The 18,088-nt window shown below is 67.3% G+C and carries 17 protein-coding genes and 1 pseudogene; 15 read left to right on the top strand and 3 right to left on the bottom strand.

Annotated elements, in window-relative coordinates; genetic code table 11:
* Positions 1-34: 34 nt before the first annotated feature.
* From ING98_12440 to ING98_12450, 3 genes are read right to left on the bottom strand one after another with little or no spacing between them, the layout of a single operon-like run.
* The gene (locus ING98_12440; GenBank protein ID MCA3102677.1) at positions 35-1,291 is read right to left on the bottom strand and encodes an acetate/propionate family kinase; all 1,257 of its coding nucleotides are present in this window, start codon (positions 1,289-1,291) and stop codon (positions 35-37) included.
* 52 nt (positions 1,292-1,343) lie between these two features.
* Positions 1,344-2,297, bottom strand: coding sequence for a bifunctional enoyl-CoA hydratase/phosphate acetyltransferase (locus ING98_12445; protein MCA3102678.1), 954 nt, complete (start codon positions 2,295-2,297; stop codon positions 1,344-1,346).
* Between the two features lie 22 nt (positions 2,298-2,319).
* Positions 2,320-2,661, bottom strand: a complete 342-nt coding sequence (locus ING98_12450) for a phage holin family protein (protein ID MCA3102679.1) — start codon at positions 2,659-2,661, stop codon at positions 2,320-2,322.
* A 157-nt stretch (positions 2,662-2,818) separates the two neighbouring features.
* Between ING98_12450 and ING98_12455 the strand changes: the two genes are divergently transcribed.
* The 15 genes and pseudogenes from ING98_12455 to ING98_12525 all read left to right on the top strand — a co-directional run bounded on the left by ING98_12455 (position 2,819) and on the right by ING98_12525 (position 18,028).
* Positions 2,819-3,205: a zinc ribbon domain-containing protein gene (locus ING98_12455; GenBank protein MCA3102680.1), complete on the top strand. Its 387-nt coding sequence runs from the start codon at positions 2,819-2,821 to the stop codon at positions 3,203-3,205.
* 40 nt (positions 3,206-3,245) lie between these two features.
* Positions 3,246-3,902, top strand: coding sequence for a DUF502 domain-containing protein (locus ING98_12460; protein ID MCA3102681.1), 657 nt, complete (start codon positions 3,246-3,248; stop codon positions 3,900-3,902).
* A 91-nt stretch (positions 3,903-3,993) separates the two neighbouring features.
* The gene (aspS, locus tag ING98_12465) at positions 3,994-5,757 is read left to right on the top strand and encodes an aspartate--tRNA ligase (protein ID MCA3102682.1); all 1,764 of its coding nucleotides are present in this window, start codon (positions 3,994-3,996) and stop codon (positions 5,755-5,757) included.
* Positions 5,757-6,191, top strand: coding sequence for a ribonuclease N1 (locus ING98_12470; GenBank protein MCA3102683.1), 435 nt, complete (start codon positions 5,757-5,759; stop codon positions 6,189-6,191). The genes aspS and ING98_12470 overlap by 1 nt, the downstream gene beginning before the upstream one ends.
* Before the next feature lie 27 nt (positions 6,192-6,218).
* Entirely contained in the window at positions 6,219-6,686 is a 468-nt protein-coding gene (locus ING98_12475; protein ID MCA3102684.1) for a barstar family protein, read from the top strand.
* A complete protein-coding gene (gene nudB / locus ING98_12480; protein MCA3102685.1) occupies positions 6,649-7,146 on the top strand; it encodes a dihydroneopterin triphosphate diphosphatase in 498 nt (165 codons plus the stop codon). Before ING98_12475 ends, nudB begins: the two co-directional genes overlap by 38 nt.
* Before the next feature lie 103 nt (positions 7,147-7,249).
* A complete protein-coding gene (nadA, locus tag ING98_12485) occupies positions 7,250-8,350 on the top strand; it encodes a quinolinate synthase NadA (GenBank protein ID MCA3102686.1) in 1,101 nt (366 codons plus the stop codon).
* A gap of 189 nt (positions 8,351-8,539) precedes the next feature.
* On the top strand, positions 8,540-9,226 hold the full coding sequence (locus ING98_12490) for an endonuclease/exonuclease/phosphatase family protein (protein ID MCA3102687.1): 687 nt from the start codon (positions 8,540-8,542) through the stop codon (positions 9,224-9,226).
* Complete coding sequence (clsB, locus tag ING98_12495) at positions 9,192-10,472, top strand: cardiolipin synthase ClsB (protein MCA3102688.1); 1,281 nt, start codon at positions 9,192-9,194, stop codon at positions 10,470-10,472. The genes ING98_12490 and clsB overlap by 35 nt, the downstream gene beginning before the upstream one ends.
* A 152-nt stretch (positions 10,473-10,624) precedes the next feature.
* Positions 10,625-11,071, top strand: coding sequence for a hypothetical protein (locus tag ING98_12500; protein ID MCA3102689.1), 447 nt, complete (start codon positions 10,625-10,627; stop codon positions 11,069-11,071).
* A gap of 335 nt (positions 11,072-11,406) precedes the next feature.
* Positions 11,407-13,239, top strand: coding sequence for an ABC transporter ATP-binding protein/permease (locus ING98_12505; GenBank protein MCA3102690.1), 1,833 nt, complete (start codon positions 11,407-11,409; stop codon positions 13,237-13,239).
* Between the two features lie 163 nt (positions 13,240-13,402).
* On the top strand, positions 13,403-14,521 hold the full coding sequence (locus ING98_12510) for a serine hydrolase (GenBank protein ID MCA3102691.1): 1,119 nt from the start codon (positions 13,403-13,405) through the stop codon (positions 14,519-14,521).
* A gap of 122 nt (positions 14,522-14,643) precedes the next feature.
* Positions 14,644-15,651 carry an L-histidine N(alpha)-methyltransferase gene (gene egtD, locus ING98_12515; protein MCA3102692.1) on the top strand — a complete coding sequence of 336 codons (1,008 nt, stop codon included), beginning with the start codon at positions 14,644-14,646 and terminating at the stop codon, positions 15,649-15,651.
* A pseudogene (locus ING98_12520) lies at positions 15,648-16,783 on the top strand (mandelate racemase/muconate lactonizing enzyme family protein). Before egtD ends, ING98_12520 begins: the two are co-directional and overlap by 4 nt.
* A gap of 99 nt (positions 16,784-16,882) precedes the next feature.
* A complete protein-coding gene (locus ING98_12525) occupies positions 16,883-18,028 on the top strand; it encodes an alpha-hydroxy-acid oxidizing protein (protein MCA3102693.1) in 1,146 nt (381 codons plus the stop codon).
* The last annotated feature ends 60 nt before the right edge of the window (positions 18,029-18,088 follow it).

An 18,088-nucleotide genomic window follows, 5' to 3' on the forward strand; every position in this document is an offset into this window, starting at 1 on the left:
GCGCGATGTGCGTGCTGCCCCAGCCTGGACAGTTCTATGCTCGCTGGGCGGCACCCGACGTGTTCGGGCCGTTCAAGGGCGAGCCCGGCATCGGAGTCTGGTGAACCTGCACGAGCGCCAGCGTCTGTCGCGCGACCACGGCTTCTTCGTTGGTCGGGATCACGAACGCCGGCACGCGGCTGTCCCGGGTCGTGATGCAGGCGGTGCCCGAATCGTTTGCCGCGGCATCGAGCTGCAGCCCCATCCAGCCCAGTGCGTCGACGACCCGCGCGCGTACCGCCGTCGCGTGCTCGCCGATGCCGGCAGTGAATACCAATGCATCCAGCCCGCCGACCGCCGCGGCCAGCGAACCGACCTCGCGCACGATGCGATGGCAGTACAGGTCCACGGCCAGCGCCGCAGCCGGTGAGTCAGAGGCGAGCAGCGTGCGCATGTCGTGCGACAGCCCTGACACCCCGAGCAGGCCCGACTCGCGATAGAGCTTGCGTTCCAGCGTCGCCGCGTCGAGGCTGGCATGGCGCAGCAGGTGAAGCACCGCGCCCGGATCGAGCGTGCCGCAGCGGGTGCCCATCATCAGGCCGTCCAGCGCGGTGAACCCCATCGTGGTCGCGCGACTGCGCCGCCCATGCATCGCGCACATCGACGCGCCGTTGCCGAGGTGGGCCACCACCACGCGGCGCTCGGCCAGCGGCCCGATGCGCGCGGGCAGTTCGGAGGCGATGTACTCATAGGAGAGTCCGTGGAATCCGAACCTGCGCACGCCGAGCGCGCGCAGGTCGGCACCGAGTGCGAACGTGCGCTCGACCGTGTCCAGCGTCGCGTGGAATGCGGTGTCGAAACAGGCGACCTGATGGATGTCCGGCCTGAGCGCGGCCATCGCGCGGATCGGCGCGATGCTTGCCGGTTGGTGCAGCGGCGCGAGCACGGTCAGTGCCTCGATCGCATCGACCACCGCCGCATCGACGATTACCGGGGCCAGAAAGTGTTCCCCGCCATGCACCACTCGGTGTCCGATCGCGCGCAGGACCAGGTTGTCGTCGTGCGCGTCGATCCAGTGCAGCAGGTGCGCCAGGGCCTCGGAATGCGTCCAGGTGCCCGGGCGCAGTTGGCCCAGGTTCTGGTCGACGATACGGCGGCCGACGGCGTCCGTCACCAGGAAACGCGGGTCCTCGTCGAGGTCTTCGAGCTGCCCGCGGAACAGTGGCTCGATGGCCTGATCTCCGTGGCACACGAAGAGCGCGAACTTCAGGCTGGAGGAGCCTGCGTTGAACGTGAGGATGCTGTCGGTCATCGGGATTCCGGGCCGAATCGCCGATCGGTGCGAAGCCCGTGCGCGGTGGTGTTCAGGGGGGGGACGCGGCGAGCCGTGCCACGGCGCAGGAGGCCAGGCGCGAACTGCGACCGTCGGCGCGGCTTGTCAGGATCACCGGAACGCGCGCGCCCAGCACCAACCCGGCTGCGAACGCGCCGCTGAAGAACACCAGTTGCTTGTACATCATGTTGCCGGCCTCTATGTCCGGTGCGACCAGGATGTCGGGCCGGCCCGACACCGGCGAGACGATGCCCTTGATCCGCGCGGCTTCTGCCGACAGCGCATTGTCCAGGGCCAGCGGTCCGTCTAGCATGCCGCCGCTGATCTGCCCGCGGTCGGCCATCTTGCACAGGGCGGCTGCATCGAGGGTCGCCGGCATCTTCGGGTTCACGGTCTCTACCGCCGCGAGCAGCGCAACCTTCGGCACCGGGACGCCCAGGGCATGGGCCAGTTCGATTGCGTTCTGAACGATGTCGCGCTTGGCCTCGAGGTCCGGCGCGATGTTGACCGCGGCATCGGTAATGATGAACAGCCGCGGATGGGCGGGCACACCCATCACGAACGCATGGCTGATCCGGCGCGCGGTGCGCAGCCCCGATTCGCGCGCTACCACGGCAGCCATCAGCTCGTCGGTATGCAGGCTGCCCTTCATGATCGCGGTCACCTCGCCATCGCGGGCGAGGCGCGCGCAGTGCATTGCCGCCTGCACTGGATCGGGCGTGTCGACCACCCGGCAGCCGCGCAGGTCGAGCGATTCGCGTTCGGCCAGCGCACGGATGTCCTGCACCGGCCCGACCAGCCACGGCTCTATCAGGCCCTCGGCTGCCGCATCGACGGGTCCTGCGAGTGCGTCGCGCGAAAGCGGCCAGGCGACCGCAGTGGCTGCAGGCGGCAACGCGCGCGCGCGGGCCAGCAGGGTATCCAGATGATTGCCGTCGGGGGCGTGTGGGGGCGTGTGGGGCGTGCGGGTCGGGAGGTCAGCCATGGTCGATCGTCGGTTGGCGCCGTCAGTCCTTGATGGTCCAGTGGGTGCACAGGCCGAACAGCGACATCCAGAGCGCAGCCAGGACGCCGGACCAGAACAGGCTGGCGATGTAGAAGCCCGGCACCAGCCATGCGACCAGCATCAGCATCGAGGCATTGATGACCACCAGGAAGAGTCCCAGCGTGAGGAGTGTGATCGGCAGGGTCAGCAGCACCAGTACCGGGCGTACGAGCGCGTTCACCAGCCCGAGCAGCAGCGCCGAGACGAGCAGAGCCTGCCAGCCGGAAGCGGTGACGCCCGGAACGATCTCGGTGGCAACCCATAGCCCGATTGCATTGAGCGCCCAGCGCAGCAGCAGTTTCATCCGACGTTATCCACTTCGACCATGACGGGAAAGCATACACGCGGGATCGCCGGAAGCGTTGACAGGGGTGGCGCAATCGCGATCGGGCACGGATTCTGCCGGCGCGCGCGCTATAATTACGCCCTTTGTGCTTTTACCCTTTTCTCCGGAGTGCGCGATGCCGATCTACGCCTATCGATGCGCCTCCTGCGGCTTCGAACAGGATGTGCTGCAGAAGGTGAGCGAAGATCCACTGACCGACTGTCCGTCATGTGGCAAGCCGACCCTGGCCAAGCAGGTCACCGCCGCAGGATTCCAGCTGAAAGGCTCCGGCTGGTACGTCACCGATTTCCGCGACAGCGGCAAGAAGCCGGCCGAAGGCTCCACCTCGGTACCCAGCCCCAAGACGGAAGCACCGAAGGCTGCAGGCAGCGATGCGGCACCGACGCCGGCTGGCGAGCCGGCGAAGCCGGCGGCGAGTGTCTCTGCCGCCGCACCCGTCGCGTCCACCCCTGCTGCGCCGGCAGCCACCCCGTCCACCAGCGGCAAGCCGGCGGCCCAGTGACCGCCGGCAGTTCGCACACCGCTGGCCGACGGCAGTGAACCTGCGCCGCTACTTCATCACCGGCCTGCTGATCTGGATCCCGATCGGCATCACCTTCTGGGTGATGGATTTCCTCGTCGGCACGCTCGACCAGTCGCTGGCGCTGTTGCCGGCCAGCTGGCGCACGGAGGCCTGGATCGGCATGCATATTCCCGGCATGGGCGTGCTGCTGACGCTGGCTATCGTCACGCTGACCGGCGTGGTGGCGGCCAATTTCATCGGCCAGCGGTTGCTCGCCTTCTGGGAAGGGCTCCTCGCGCGCATACCGGTCGTGCGCTCGATCTACTACGGCGTGAAGCAGGTCAGCGACTCGTTGCTCGCGAGCAATGGACAATCCTTCCGCAAGGCGGTATTGCTGCAGTTTCCGATGCCCGGCACGTGGACCATCGGATTCATCACCGGTACTCCGGGTGGCGAAGTGGCCCGGCACCTGCCGGGCGACTCGGTGGGCGTGTTCATCCCTCTGACGCCGAATCCGACGGCCGGGTACTTCCTGCTGGTGCCGGCGAACGAAGTGATCGAACTCGAGATGAGCGTCGAAGAGGCACTCAAGTACATCATCTCGATGGGCATCGTGCCGCCGCGCGGGCAGGTGCGTCCCGGAGGGCCCGGCGAGAGCCCGTTGCAGCTGGTCAAGCGGCCGCTGCCCGGCAGCTGAGCCTGCCGCCGCTGCGCATGCCGCGGCGCCCTCGAGTCCTGAACATTCCCCAACCGCCGGCTGCGTGCCCGCCGGAACCTGAAGAACGACGATGCGAACCGACTACTGCGGCCTGATCTCCGAAAGACACCTCGACCAGACGGTGGAACTGAACGGCTGGGTGCATCGGCGCCGCGACCATGGCGGCGTGATCTTCATCGACCTGCGCGACCGCGAGGGCGTGGTGCAGGTGGTGATCGACCCCGATACCCCCGATGCGTTTGCCACCGCCGACAAGGTGCGCAACGAGTTCGTCCTGCGCATCTCCGGGCGCGTGCGGCACCGCCCTCAGGGCACCACCAATGCGAACATCGTCAGCGGACAGATCGAGGTGCTGGCGAAGTCGATCGAGATCCTGAACGCTTCGCTGACGCCCCCGTTCCAGATGGACGAGGAGAACCTGTCCGAGACCGTGCGGCTCACGCATCGCGTGATGGACCTGCGCCGCCCGGAGATGCTGAACAACCTGAAGTTGCGCTACCGTTTCACGATGGCGGTACGCCGCTACTTCGATGCACAGGGCTTCATCGACGTCGAGACGCCGATGCTCACCAAGTCGACGCCGGAGGGTGCGCGCGACTACCTCGTCCCCTCGCGCGTGCACCACGGAGAGTTCTTCGCGCTGCCGCAGTCGCCGCAGATCTTCAAGCAGTTGCTGATGGTCGCCGGCTTCGACCGCTACTACCAGATCGTCAAGTGCTTCCGCGACGAAGACCTGCGTGCCGACCGCCAGCCCGAATTCACCCAGATCGACGTCGAGACCTCGTTCCTGGGCGAGCGCGAGATCAACGACATCATGGAGGGCATGATCCGCAGCGTGTTCCGCGAGGTGATGTCGGTCGATCTGCCCGAGTTCCCGCGCATGAGCTGGCAGGAGGCGATGGACCGCTTCGGCAGCGACAAGCCGGACCTGCGCGTCACGCTCGAACTCACCGAACTCACCGATGTGATGACGGATGTTGCCTTCAAGGTGTTCTCCGGTCCTGCGACGACGCCCGGTGGCCGGGTGGCGGCGCTGCGCGTGCCCGGCGGCGCTGCGCTCACCCGGGGCGAGATCGACGGCTACACCGAGTTCGTGAAGGTCTACGGCGCCAAGGGCCTGGCCTACATCAAGGTCAACGATGCCTCGAAGCCGAACGAGGAAGGCCTGCAGTCGCCGATCGTGAAGAACCTGCATGCGCAGGCACTGGCGGCCATCCTCGAGCGCACCGGCGCGCAGTCGGGCGACCTGATCTTCTTCGGTGCCGATCGCGGCAAGGTGGTCAACGATTCGATGGGCGCCCTGCGCCTGCGCGTCGGCCACGAGAAGGGCCACCTCGATGGCCGTGCCTGGGCACCGCTTTGGGTGGTCGACTTCCCGATGTTCGAGTTCGACGAAGAGAGCAAGGGCTGGACGGCGATGCACCATCCGTTCACCGCACCGAAGGACGGCCACGAGAACCTGCTCGAAGCCGAGCCCGGCAAGGCGCTGGCCAAGGCGTACGACATGGTGCTCAACGGATCGGAGATCGGCGGCGGTTCGGTGCGTATCCACCGCGAGGACGTACAGTCGAAGGTGTTCTCGGCGATCGGCCTGTCGATCGAGGAGGCACGCACCAAGTTCGGCTTCCTGCTCGATGCGCTGCAGTATGGTGCGCCGCCCCATGGCGGGATCGCGTTCGGTGTCGACCGCATCGTGGCGATGATGGCCGGATCCGATTCGATCCGCGATGTCATTGCCTTCCCGAAGACGCAGCGCGCGCAATGCCTGCTGACCCAGGCACCGTCGCCCGTGGACGAGAAGCAGTTGCGTGAACTGCACATCAAGGTCCGCTGATGCAGGCACCCACCCGGTGCGTCAGGCCGAAGCCGTGGCGGGCTGCCGCCGGTACGCTGCTCGCGTGGCTGCCGGCGTTGCTGGCATTCGCCCTGCTGTGCGCGACGGTGCCGGACTCGGCCGCGCGCGGCGAGCAGCAACCCGCGGTCCAGGGCAGGGGCGCGGAGGTCGCGCTGGCCGACCTGCCGCCGGAGGCACAGCGCACGCTTGCGCTGATTCGCAAGGGTGGACCGTTTCCGTACGACCGGGACGGCATCGTGTTCGGCAACCGCGAGAAACTGTTGCCGCAGCGCGAGCGCGGCTGGTACCTGGAATACACCGTGCCTACGCCGGGTGCGCGCAACAGGGGGGCGCGGCGGATCGTGACGGCGCGGTCCGGCGAGTTCTACTACACCGACGACCACTATGCGAGTTTCAGGCGCATCCGTGAATGAGCCGCTGACAGTCACGGGAGCGATGGCATGAACAAGAGCCTGCTTCGCGATGCCGCAGCCGCCGGTCTGTATGCATGCGATCACGACCTCGATGCCTGGGAGGCCGCCGCGCGCGCCGCCGGGCTGATGGTGGTCAGGGTCGACCTCGAACATTGCCGCACGAAGGGCGCGATCCTGGATGCCTTCGCCGACGCCTGCAGGCTTCCCGAGTATTTCGGTGGCAACTGGGACGCGCTCGACGAATGCCTGCGCGACGACGCCTGGCACGAACCGGGCGATGCCGCCCGGCAGGGCCTGCTCTGGCGCATCGACGGGGCTGCGTTCGCGGCGCACCAGGTCCCGGACGTGTTCGAGACCCTGGTCGAGATCCTCGACGATGCGGTCGACGCCTGGCGCGAGCGTGGCATCGCCTGCTGGGTGCTGGTGGCGAGCGACGAGCCGGCGGAGTTCGGCCTGGATGCGCTGCCGTCGGCCGACGCGCCGGACGCCGGCTGATCCAGGCGCCGCGCGCGTGTACAAGATCCCGGTATCGGTGCTGGTGGTGATCCATACCCGTGCCCTTGACGTGTTGCTGCTCGAGCGTTTCGACCGCCCCGGCTTCTGGCAGTCGGTCACCGGCAGCCTGGACCGGCTCGACGAGCCGCTGGACGAGACGGCGCGGCGCGAGGTGCTCGAGGAGACCGGTATAGATGCCGGGCAGGGCCGCCTGGTCGACTGGAAGCAGTCGAGTCGCTACGAGATATACCCGCACTGGCGGGCCCGCTACGGTCCCGGTGTCACCGAGAATGTCGAGCATGCGTTCGGTCTCGAGCTTGACGATCGCCTGCCGGTGGTCTTGTCCCCGCGCGAACACACCCGATATCAATGGTTGCCCTGGTCGGAGGCTGCAGGAAAGGTGTTTTCGTCCACCAATGGCGATGCCATTCGCCGGCTGCCGTTGCTTGCCTCGCGCTGACACCTCGCTGCCGTGCACCCGGGGATGACAGTTGTGTTAACTTCGCCGGCCCGTTTGCGTTGATCGGTGGCGTTTTGCCGATGCGCTTTCCCTGGAGGATGGAATGACCGCGACCCCAGTGTTGTCATTCGACGACTACAAGACCCTGGAAGACGACGCCTGCCAGGCGCGGATCGTCGCAGCCCGGGCCAGGCTGGGCGCACGCGCGACCATCCTCGGCCACCATTACCAGCGGGCCGACGTGTACCAGCATGCCGACCTCACCGGGGATTCGCTCGGGCTTTCGCGTCTGGCGGCGCAGACCGACGCCGAGTACATCGTCTTCTGTGGCGTGCATTTCATGGCCGAGGTGGCCGATATCCTGACGAAACCGCACCAGGTGGCGATCCTGCCCGACCTTTCGGCCGGTTGCTCGATGGCCGACATGGCCAGCCTCGCCAAGGTCGAGCGGGCCTGGCGCGAGATCTCCGAGGTGCTCGATCCGGACGAGCACATCACGCCGATCACCTACATCAACTCGGCTGCCGACCTGAAGGCGTTCTGCGGCGAACATGGCGGCATCGTCTGCACGTCGAGCAATGCGCGCAGCATCCTCGAGTGGGCGTTCGCCCGGCGCGACAAGGTACTGTTCTTCCCTGACCAGCACCTGGGCCGCTGGACCGGCTACCTGATGGATATTCCGGTGTCCGAGATGCTGGTCTGGGACCCGGACGAACCGATGGGGGGCCTCACCGCACAGCAGATCAAGATGGCCAAGGTGCTGCTCTGGAAGGGCCATTGCTCCGTGCATCAGATGTTCCAGCCGCAGCATATCCTGCGCTGGCGCGAGCAGAACCCGACGGGCATGGTGATCAGCCATCCAGAGTGCAAGTTCGACGTCTGCAAGCTGTCCGACTACGTCGGCTCGACCGATTTCATCCTCCGGACCATCGCGCAGAGTGCGCCCGGCACGCGCTGGCTCGTCGGCACCGAGCTGAACCTCGTCAACCGGCTTGCGGACCAGTTCAAGAGCCAGGGCAAGGTGGTGCAGTTCATGGCGCCGACCGTTTGCATGTGCTCGACGATGGCACGCATCGATCCGCAGCACCTGGCTTGGTGCCTCGAGAATCTCGTCGAGGGCCGCGTGGTGAACCGAATCACGGTACCCGAGCGGGAAGCGGCGCTCGCGCGTCTCGCGCTGACCCGCATGCTCGAGGTGTCGTAGTCCGCCCCGGGCGGGAGCGTGCGACCGGAACGCCGTGCCGGCCCCGAGCCCGCGGGAGTGCGTGTGTCCTCGGTTGACGCGCGGTCGACCGTCCACGAAACGTCCGGAGCCGGTGTCGCGCGCGCCACTGGAGCGCTGCGGGTGGCGACCTACAACATCCACAAGGGCTTCTCGCCGTTCAACCGGCGGATGATGGTGCGCGATCTGCGCGACCAGCTGCACACGCTGGCGGCAGATGTCGTGTTCCTGCAGGAGGTGCATGGTCGCCACGACCGGCATGCCGCGCGCTTCGAGCACTGGCCGGCCGCACCGCAGTACGAATTCCTTGCCGATTCGGTATGGCACGATTTCGCCTACGGCCGGAATGCGGTCTACGACCATGGCGATCACGGCAACGCGATCCTGTCCCGCTATCCGATCTCGAAGTGGGACAATATCGATGTGTCGGCCTACTTCTTCGAGAGCCGCGGCCTGCTCCACAGCGAGATCGCCGTGCCTGGCTGGGCGCACCCGCTGCATTGCGTCAACGTGCATTTCGGGTTGCTTGCACGCGGCCGGCGCTGGCAGCTGCGCGAGCTGACCGGGCATATCCGGGCGCTCGTGCCGGAGGGCGCGCCGCTCGTGATCGCCGGCGATTTCAACGACTGGCGCAAGGAAGCCAGCGACGGCATGAGCTCGGAACTGGGCATGGTCGAGGTGTTCGAGGTCACGCGCGGCCACCCGGCGCGCAGCTTCCCGACGCGCATGCCCATGTTCCGGCTCGACCGGATCTACGTGCGCGGGTTCGAAGTCCGGCACGCCCATGTGCATCACGGACAGGCCTGGGCGCGCCTGTCCGACCATGCACCGCTTTCAGCCACGCTCATCCTCGGCTGAAGGCAGGGCCACCGTGCAGTCGGCAGCCACCCACGCCCGTTTCCTCGAAGGGCATGCGGTCGAACTGCTGGAGGGCGGCGGCGCGTACTTCCCGGCGCTTGCGGCAGCGTTCGATGCGGCCCGGCACGAGATCCATCTGCAGGCCTACATCTTCGCGGACGATCCGGCAGGGCGGATCGTCGCCGAAGCGCTCGTGCGGGCGGCCGCGCGCGGGGTCGCGGTACATGTGCTGGTCGACGGCTTCGGCAGCCGCAACATGCCCGGTGTGCTTCGCGCGCGGCTGCGCGCAGCCGGGATCGAACTGCTGTTCTTCCGGCCCGACGTCACCGTGTTCGACTTTCAGCGCAGCCGGCTGCGCCGACTGCACCACAAGATCGTCGCGATAGACGGTGAACTCGGCTTTGCCGGTGGCATCAACGTGATCGACGACATGCATACCCCGGGACAGACGCCGCCGCGCTGGGACTATGCGGTGAAAATTCGCGGGCCACTCACGCTCGAGATACTGCGCGTCGCACGGCAGACATGGGATGCCGTCGCCCGCACCTACCTGGGCCGCCGCTGGCCGTCATGGCGCGCGCTGCCCGAGTCGCTCGTCTCGCTGCCGGTGCAGGAAACCGACGCGTCGGCAACAGCGCCGTCGATGGCGCCGGCCGGGCCGATCCAGGCTGCTTTCGTCATCCGCGACACGTTGCGCCACCGGCGCGACATCGAGGATGCCTACCTGCAGGCGATTGCGCGCTCGGAGCGCGAGATCCTGATCGCCAGTGCCTATTTCCTGCCGGGCATCGAGTTCCGCCACGCGCTGATCGATGCCGCCAGGCGCGGCGTGAAGGTCACAGTGCTGTTGCAGGCCCGCGTCGAATACGTGCTGATGCGCCATGCCTCGCGCGCGCTGTACCGGCAACTGCTCGACGCCGGCGTGCGCATCTTCGAATACCACCGGAGCTTCATGCATGCGAAGGTGGCGGTATTCGACAGCGAGTGGGCAACCGTGGGCTCCTCCAACATCGACCCGCTGTCGTTGCTGCTCGCGCGCGAGGCCAACGTGTTCGTGCGCGACGCCGCCTTCGCCGCCGAACTGCTGTCCAGCCTGCGGCGGGCCATGGACGCTGGCGCTCGGCAGGTGTTCGCTTCCGGGTACCGGCGCGGGTTTGCCGCGCGCATCGCCAGCTGGGTCAGCTACGGCATCGTGCGGGTGCTGCTCGGCTGGGCGGGGTATGGAGCACGCAAGGATTATCTGTAGCGGCCTTCGCGCATTGGCGATGCCACCGCCGGGGCTGCCCCCGCGCCCCGGAGACCCGGCGCGGTCACCGCGTTTACAGACACCGCTATCCGGCAACCGTCTGGCACGCATGGCATCCTTGGCTATCTTCCAGAGAAATGTCCCGAGGTCCCTTGAGCGTCCGTGCCGAGTTCCGCCTGCTGGTGCTGTTCAACGCGCTTCTGATACCGGCCGCCATGTTCGTCGCGTCGTTCGACATGTACCTGCTTCCGCCCGAGTTGCAGGCCTGGATCAGCTCGCGCGGCGCGATGCTGTCCACGCCCCTGCAATCGATCGGCGCGACCGTGTCGTTCGGCGCGTTCGTGGCGCTGTGCGTCGGGCTGGTTGGCCTGCTGGCGTTCCAGCGCTGGGCCCGCTGGTTGACGCTGGCCTCGACGATTGCGATCTACCTGCCCATGCCACTGTCAGGTACGGTAGTCCTGTCCGGCTTTGCCTACACGATGGACAGCGTCGCGGCGATCCTGTGGGGCGTACTGCTGGCCGCAGCCTACTGGTCTCCGGTGGCCGCCGAGTTCAGGTCGCGCACGCACGAGAGCGCACCCGGGACGGGTACGCCGTAACTGGCAGCGCGTCGGCCGGCGTCGTCTCCGGTGCTGCGCATCGATGGTGCGCGCTTCAGGCGTGTCGAATGCGTGCGGTGCATCCGGTGCGCGATCGATGATGTGCCACGCCTCCAAGTGATTGATTCGATGACCGTCCGAAGTTGGCACGGTCTCTGCTTGCGATTGAGCGTGAAGACAGAGTGCCCGCAATGGCTCACTGTTTTCATCCTCCTCCTTTGGATTTCGGGCACCCTCAAGGGTGCCCGCTTTTTTTCCTATCTTCCGGGGCATGTGGCCCCGAAATGTTTCGGATCCAGGATCGAGGACGCAAGAACGATGATGGCAGGTGCAGCATGAGTCCTCACGGGCATTCCGGGCCGGCAGTGCAGGCCCCGCAGCAGGCAGGGCCGGGGCAACCCCGTGCCGCTTTCTTCGACTGGTCGCGTGTGCGCATACTGCTGCCGTTCCTGCGCGAGTATCGCTGGCGGGTAGTGGCCGCGCTGTCGCTGCTGGTGTGCGCGAAGCTCGCCAACCTGGGCGTGCCGCTGGTGCTGAAGGAGATCGTCGATTCGCTTTCTCCGGATCGCGCGATGCTGGCCGTGCCCTTCATGCTCCTGCTCGCCTATGGCCTGCTGCGGATGTCGACCACGCTGTTCGCCGAATTGCGCGACGTGGTGTTCGTGCGCGTGGCCCAGCGCGCAGTGCGCAAGGTCGCGCTGTCGGTGTTCCGCCACCTGCACAGCCTGAGCCTGCGTTTCCACCTCGATCGCCAGACCGGTGGCATGTCGCGCGACATCGAGCGCGGCACGCGCGGCATCAGTACGCTCCTGAACTACATGCTGTTCTCGATCATCCCGGTGATCCTGGAGTTCGTGCTGGTGGCCGCGGTGCTGCTGACGAAGTTCGACTGGCGCTTCCCGGCCGTGACCTTCCTGGCCGTCGGCTTGTACGTGTATTTCACGATCTCGGTGACGGAATGGCGGACGGCGATCCGCCGCGAAGCGAACGAACTGGACTCGAAGGCGAACACGCGCGCGGTCGACAGCCTGCTCAACTACGAAACAGTGAAGTATTTCAACAACGAGGAGTACGAGGCGCGGCGCTATGACCGCAGCCTCGAGCGCTACGAGGCCGCAGCGGTGAAGACCGAGGCGTCGCTCGGCCTGCTGAACGTGGGCCAGAGCCTGATCATCGCCGGCGGGGTCACGGTACTGATGATCTTCGCTGCGCAGGGCGTGGCGTCGAGGGAACTCACGCTCGGAGACCTGGTGCTGGTCAATGCGCTCCTGATCCAGCTCTATATCCCGCTCAACTTCCTCGGCATGGCCTACCGCGAGATCAAGCAGTCGACCACCGACATGGACCGGATGTTCGCGTTGCTCGGCCAGCATCGCGAGGTGCAGGATGCCCCGGGCGCGGTCGACGTGCCTCCCGGCAGCGTGGCGATCCGCTTCGATCACGTTGATTTCGGCTACGACCCGGCGCGGCAGATCCTGCACGGGGTGAGCTTCGAGGTCCCGGCAGGGGCGAAGGTGGCGGTCGTGGGCCACAGCGGTTCCGGCAAGTCCACGCTGGCACGGCTGCTCTACCGGTTCTACGACGTACAGAGCGGGAGCGTCTCGGTCGGTGGCATCGACGTGCGGCGCCTGCGCCAGCAGAGCCTGCGTGCGTCGATCGGCATCGTGCCGCAGGACACCGTGCTGTTCAACGACACGATCCGCTACAACATCCATTACGGCAGGCCCTCGGCCGCCCCGGATGAGGTGGTCGCTGCGGCACAGTCGGCGCATATCCACGAATTCATTGCGTCGCTGCCACAGGGCTATGAATCGGCGGTCGGCGAGCGCGGGTTGAAGCTGTCGGGGGGCGAGAAGCAGCGGGTCGCGATCGCCCGCGCCATCCTCAAGAACCCGCAGGTGATGATCTTCGACGAGGCCACCTCGGCCCTGGATTCCGAAACCGAGCAGGCGATCGAGGGCGAACTCGACCAGATCGCGATCGGCCGCACCACGCTGGTGATCGCACACCGTCTGTCGACGATCATCGACGCCAACCAGATCCTGGTGATGGAGCAGGGCAGGATCATCGAGCGCGGCACCCATCGCGAACTGCTCGCAGCGGGCGGGCAGTATGCGCAGATGTGGTCACTGCAGCAGCAGGAGCGCTCGGTACAGACTGGCAGCTGACCCGCGGCGAACCCTGATCGATCGAGGAAATTCCTGAGCTGTAGTTGCCAAGCCACGGTTTTCGTTATCTAATCGCGCGGCGAGCGCCCCATTCGGGACGCTAAAGCTGCCGCCCGAGGGTGCCGTTGACAGTATGGCATCCATGCGCACGAGGATCCGAACCGTGACGACCCGCTCTCTCAGGAAGTGGCTTCGATTGCTCTGCTTCGCGGCCGTTACGGTGTCGCTCCCCGCACCACAGGCCCATGCGCAGCCCGCGAACTCGCGCGAGGCCACTGCCCGCAAGGCGCAGGCGCCAAAGGCGGCGCGGCCCGCCGCGCAGGCACAGCGGCCCGCCGCGCAGGCACAGCGAACCGCCACCGGCCGCCACGGCACCGCCCGGCCGGGCGAACGGGTGCGTGCGACGATCCCGGCCAGCGGGCATGCGGCGGCGAAGGCAGCGCCGATGACTGCCGCCCGCGCGACGCCCGTGTCGATGCGGTACCGTCCCGACTCCGCGCGTTCGGCGGAGGCGCCCAGCGACCTGGTCCTGCGCTCGACCGCGGTGCTGGTCGCTTCACAGGCGAGCGGACAGGTGCTGTTCTCGCGCAATGACGACAGGGTCCGGTCGATCGCGTCCATCACCAAGCTGATGACCGCGATGGTGGTGCTCGACTACAACCAGGCGATGGATGAACCGGTCACCATCACCGAGGAAGACATCGACGCCACGCGCCGGCTCGGCTCGCGCCTGGCCGCCGGTACCACGCTCAGCCGCGCCGAGATGCTCCGCCTGTCTCTGATGTCTTCGGAGAACCGTGCCACCGCAGCACTGGCGAGGACCTCGCCCGGCGGCTACCGCGAGTTCATCGCCCAGATGAACCTGAAGGCACAGGCGCTCGGCATGCACCAGTCGCGTTTCGAGGATTCCACCGGCCTGCACAGCGGCAACGTGGCCACGGCGCAGGACCTGGTACGGCTGGTGAACGCCGGCATGACCTATTCGACGATCCGTGAATACACGACCACGTCGGCGCTTCGTGTCGACACCCCGGGTAACCGTGCAGCGCACCTGCAGTTCAACAACTCGAACCAGCTCGTGGCGAGCCCAGAGTGGGACATCGGCCTTTCGAAGACCGGCTTCATCCGCGAGGCGGGGCGCTGTCTGGTCATGCACACGCGCATCAATGGTGAAGACATGGTGATCGTCCTGCTCGACTCCGACGGCCGCCACTCGCGCATCGCCGATGCCAATCGCATCCGTCGCTGGATCGAGAGCGGGTTTTCCCTGCGTCTGATCTGACCGGCGCAGTCTCGCGCCGCCGTCCCTGCATCGAGCGTCTGCCGCGGTGGATGTATACGCCGCGACAGGTGGTCGCTCCGCGTCCACCTGTCCGGGCGGCGACCGGTTACCATGCGGCGATGATGGATACGCGTCCCGCCAACCTTGCATTTGCCGCGGCCGATACCTTCGGCACTTCGCTGCGTGATGACGTGCTGGCCGGGTTCGCCGCCGCTCCCCGCGCGCTTCCGGCCAAGTGGTTCTACGACGAGCAGGGCAGTGAACTGTTCGAGGCGATCTGCGCCACCCCAGAGTACTACGTCACGCGCACCGAACTGGCCATCCTGCGCGAGCATCTCGATGCGATAGCGTCCGCGCTCCCGGCCGGCGCTGTCCTGATCGAACCGGGCAGTGGCGCCGGCACCAAGACCCGGTTGCTGATCGAGGCCTGCCTGCCATGCGCCTATGTCGCGATCGACATCTCGCGCTCGATGCTCGAGACCGGCGCCGCCGGTACTGCGCGCCTGTTCCCTTCTTTGCAGGTGCTCGCGATCCATGCGGATTACACGCGCCTCGACACCCTGCCCGACGATCGTCTTCCGCCGGGAGCGCCGCGGGTGCTGTACTTTCCCGGCTCGACGATCGGCAATTTCACGCCGGAAGAGACGCGGGCGTTCCTGTGTCGCGTCGGGCGCTGGATCGGCCCGAGCGGCAGCGTGCTGATCGGCGTGGACACACGCAAGGACGCTGCGGTACTGGAAGCCGCATACGATGACCGGCAGGGCGTCACGGCGCGCTTCAACCTGAACCTGCTCGCCCGCCTGAACGCCGAGCTGGGATGCACGTTCGACCTGTCCCGGTTCCGCCACGTTGCGCGCTACGATGCGCAGGCCGGACGCGTGGAGATGCACCTGGAAAGCCTCGTCGATCAGCAGGTAGAGGTTGCCGGAGTCGTCCATGCGTTCCGCCGGGGCGAGACCATCCACACCGAGAATTCCTACAAGTACACGCCGGACGGGTTTCGCGCGCTGGCTGCATCGAGCGGCTACGCGTGTGGGTTTACGTGGACGGACGCGCAGGAGGCCTTCGCGATCTATCACCTGATGCCGGATGCGGCCATGGGCAAGTCGCACGGGGACGGCAGCCTATGACCTCGCAGACGCTCCGGCTGGCCAAGGTCGAAGCTTTCGTATGGCGCGTGCCGCTCGACGAGCCGGTGCGCAACTCGTTCGGGATGATGCGCAGCCGCGCTGCGCTTGCGGTGCGCGTCGAGGATGCCGAGGGCGCCCATGGCTGGGGGGAGGTGTTCTCGAACTGGCCGCCCGACGGCGCCGAGCATCGCGGATGCCTGATCGAGGAGGTACTCGGTCCGCTGGCGCTCGAGCGCGAACATCCATCGCCCTCCAGGTTGTTCGAGTTCCTCACCGAGCGCACCCGGGTGCTGGTGCTGCAGACCGATGAACCCGGGCCGTTCGCGCAGGCGATCGCCGGCATCGACATCGCCGCCTGGGACCTCGTCGCGCGGCGCGCCGGGCTGCCGCTTGCGCGACTGCTGAACCCGTCCGCGGCCTCAAGCGTGCCGGCCTATGCCAGCGGCATCAACCCGACGCGCCCGGGCCAGGTCGCGCTGGCGCACAAGGCGCTCGGCTTCGGCGCATTCAAGCTGAAGGTGGGCTTCGGCGAGGATCGCGATGCCGGCAACCTGCGTGAACTGCGCGACGCGGTCGGTGATGGCGCGACACTGATGATCGATGCCAACCAGGCCTGGGACCTCGATGGCGGTGTCGCGATGGCCGCCCGCCTGGCAGAGTTCCGGCCGATCTGGCTGGAGGAGCCGCTGCGTGCCGACGCCCGGCTGCAGACCTGGCGCGCTTTTGCCGAACGATCGCCGATCCCGCTGGCCGCCGGTGAGAACCTGCGCGGCAGGGGGAGTTCACCGCGGCGCTGGCGACCGGGGCGTTCCGCTTCCTGCAGCCCGATGTGATCAAGTGGGGCGGCATCAGCGGCTGCCACGACATCGGCGCCGGCATCGTCGCGGCCGGCCTCGCGTTCTGCCCGCACTACCTGGGCGGCGGCATCGGGTTGACCGCGTCGGCGCACCTGCTCGCCGCGGTCGGCGGCAGCGGGATGCTCGAAGTCGACTCGAACCCGAATCCGCTGCGCGAGGCGCTGGCACGGCCGTTCGCGCGCATCGCGGACGGCTGCTGGCACCTGTCCGATGCACCGGGGCTCGGCATCGAACCCGACCTTCCGGCCCTCGCGCGCTACCGCAGCCGGCGCTAGGCCGGGCGGCGCAACCGGCGGCCTGTCAATCGCGCGATACTCCACCTCCAGCGTACCGGCCGGCCGCAGCCGGCGCGGGCTGGCCACCGGGGGAATGCCTTGACCGTCATCACCGACATCGAAGACCTGCGTGTACTGCATGAGAAGCGCGCCCCGCGCATGTTCTACGACTACTGCGATTCCGGCGCCTGGACCGAGCGAACCTACCGCTCCAACCAGGCCGACCTGCAGGAACTGAAGTTCCGCCAGCGCGTCGCGGTGGACGTGGACCGGCGTTCGATCGCCACAACCATGCTCGGCCAGCCGGTGACGATGCCGGTCGCGCTCGCGCCGACCGGGCTGGCCGGCATGCAGTGGGCAGACGGCGAGATCCATGCGGCGCGCGCCGCCGAGAAGTTCGGCGTGCCGTTCACGCTGTCGACGATGAGCATCTGCTCGATCGAAGACGTTGCCGGGCACACGACGAAGCCGTTCTGGTTCCAGCTCTACGTGCTGCGCGACCGCGCGTTCATCGAGCGGCTGATCGAGCGCGCGAGGGCCGCGAAGTGTTCTGCGCTGGTGCTCACGCTCGACCTCACCATCCTCGGCCAGCGCCACAAGGACGTGAAGAACGGACTGTCGACGCCGCCAAGGCCGACCCTGGCCAACCTGCTGAACCTGCTGACCAAGCCCCGGTGGTGCCGGAACATGCTGGGTACGCCGCGCCGGCAGTTCGGCAACATCGTCGGCCATGTCGACGGCGTCGGCGACACCTCCAGCCTCGCCTCCTGGACCAGCGCCCAGTTCGACCCGACGCTCGACTGGAGCGACGTCGAGTGGATCAAGCGCCGCTGGGGCGGTCCGCTGGTGCTCAAGGGCATCATGGACGCCGAGGACGCACGGCTCGCCGCCGACGCCGGCGCCGATGCGCTGGTGGTCAGCAACCACGGGGGGCGCCAGCTCGACGGGGCGCCATCGACGATCGATGCACTGCCGGCGATCGTCGATGCGGTCGGCCCGCGGATCGAGGTCTGGTTCGACAGCGGCATCCGGTCCGGGCAGGACGTGCTGCGCGCGGTGGCGCTCGGTGCGAAGGCGACGATGATCGGGCGTGCCTACCTGCACGGCCTGGGCGCGATGGGCGAGGCGGGCGTCACGCGCTGCCTCGAGATCATCCGCAAGGAACTGGACATCACGATGGCCTTCTGCGGCAAGACCGACATCCGGCAGGTCGATCGTTCGATCCTGCTGCCGCGGCGACCTTGACGGAAAGGTCAGTTTTCAACCGGCCGATGGAGGCTGCCGTACAATCGCGCGGCCGCTGTC

The organism is Rhodocyclaceae bacterium, from assembly GCA_020248265.1.
Classification (GTDB): domain Bacteria; phylum Pseudomonadota; class Gammaproteobacteria; order Burkholderiales; family CAIKXV01; genus CAIKXV01.

Bases quoted from the DNA above. Each gene is read 5' to 3' on its own strand.
- ING98_12440 (MCA3102677.1), bottom strand. From the start codon at position 1,291: ATGACCGACAGCATCCTCACGTTCAACGCAGGCTCCTCCAGCCTGAAG.
- ING98_12445 (MCA3102678.1), bottom strand. From the start codon at position 2,297: ATGGCTGACCTCCCGACCCGCACGCCCCACACGCCCCCACACGCCCCC.
- ING98_12450 (MCA3102679.1), bottom strand. From the start codon at position 2,661: ATGAAACTGCTGCTGCGCTGGGCGCTCAATGCAATCGGGCTATGGGTT.
- ING98_12455 (MCA3102680.1), top strand. From the start codon at position 2,819: ATGCCGATCTACGCCTATCGATGCGCCTCCTGCGGCTTCGAACAGGAT.
- aspS (MCA3102682.1), top strand. From the start codon at position 3,994: ATGCGAACCGACTACTGCGGCCTGATCTCCGAAAGACACCTCGACCAG.
- ING98_12470 (MCA3102683.1), top strand. From the start codon at position 5,757: ATGCAGGCACCCACCCGGTGCGTCAGGCCGAAGCCGTGGCGGGCTGCC.
- ING98_12475 (MCA3102684.1), top strand. From the start codon at position 6,219: ATGAACAAGAGCCTGCTTCGCGATGCCGCAGCCGCCGGTCTGTATGCA.
- nudB (MCA3102685.1), top strand. From the start codon at position 6,649: ATGCGCTGCCGTCGGCCGACGCGCCGGACGCCGGCTGATCCAGGCGCC.
- nadA (MCA3102686.1), top strand. From the start codon at position 7,250: ATGACCGCGACCCCAGTGTTGTCATTCGACGACTACAAGACCCTGGAA.
- ING98_12490 (MCA3102687.1), top strand. From the start codon at position 8,540: ATGATGGTGCGCGATCTGCGCGACCAGCTGCACACGCTGGCGGCAGAT.
- clsB (MCA3102688.1), top strand. From the start codon at position 9,192: ATGCACCGCTTTCAGCCACGCTCATCCTCGGCTGAAGGCAGGGCCACC.
- ING98_12505 (MCA3102690.1), top strand. From the start codon at position 11,407: ATGAGTCCTCACGGGCATTCCGGGCCGGCAGTGCAGGCCCCGCAGCAG.
- egtD (MCA3102692.1), top strand. From the start codon at position 14,644: ATGGATACGCGTCCCGCCAACCTTGCATTTGCCGCGGCCGATACCTTC.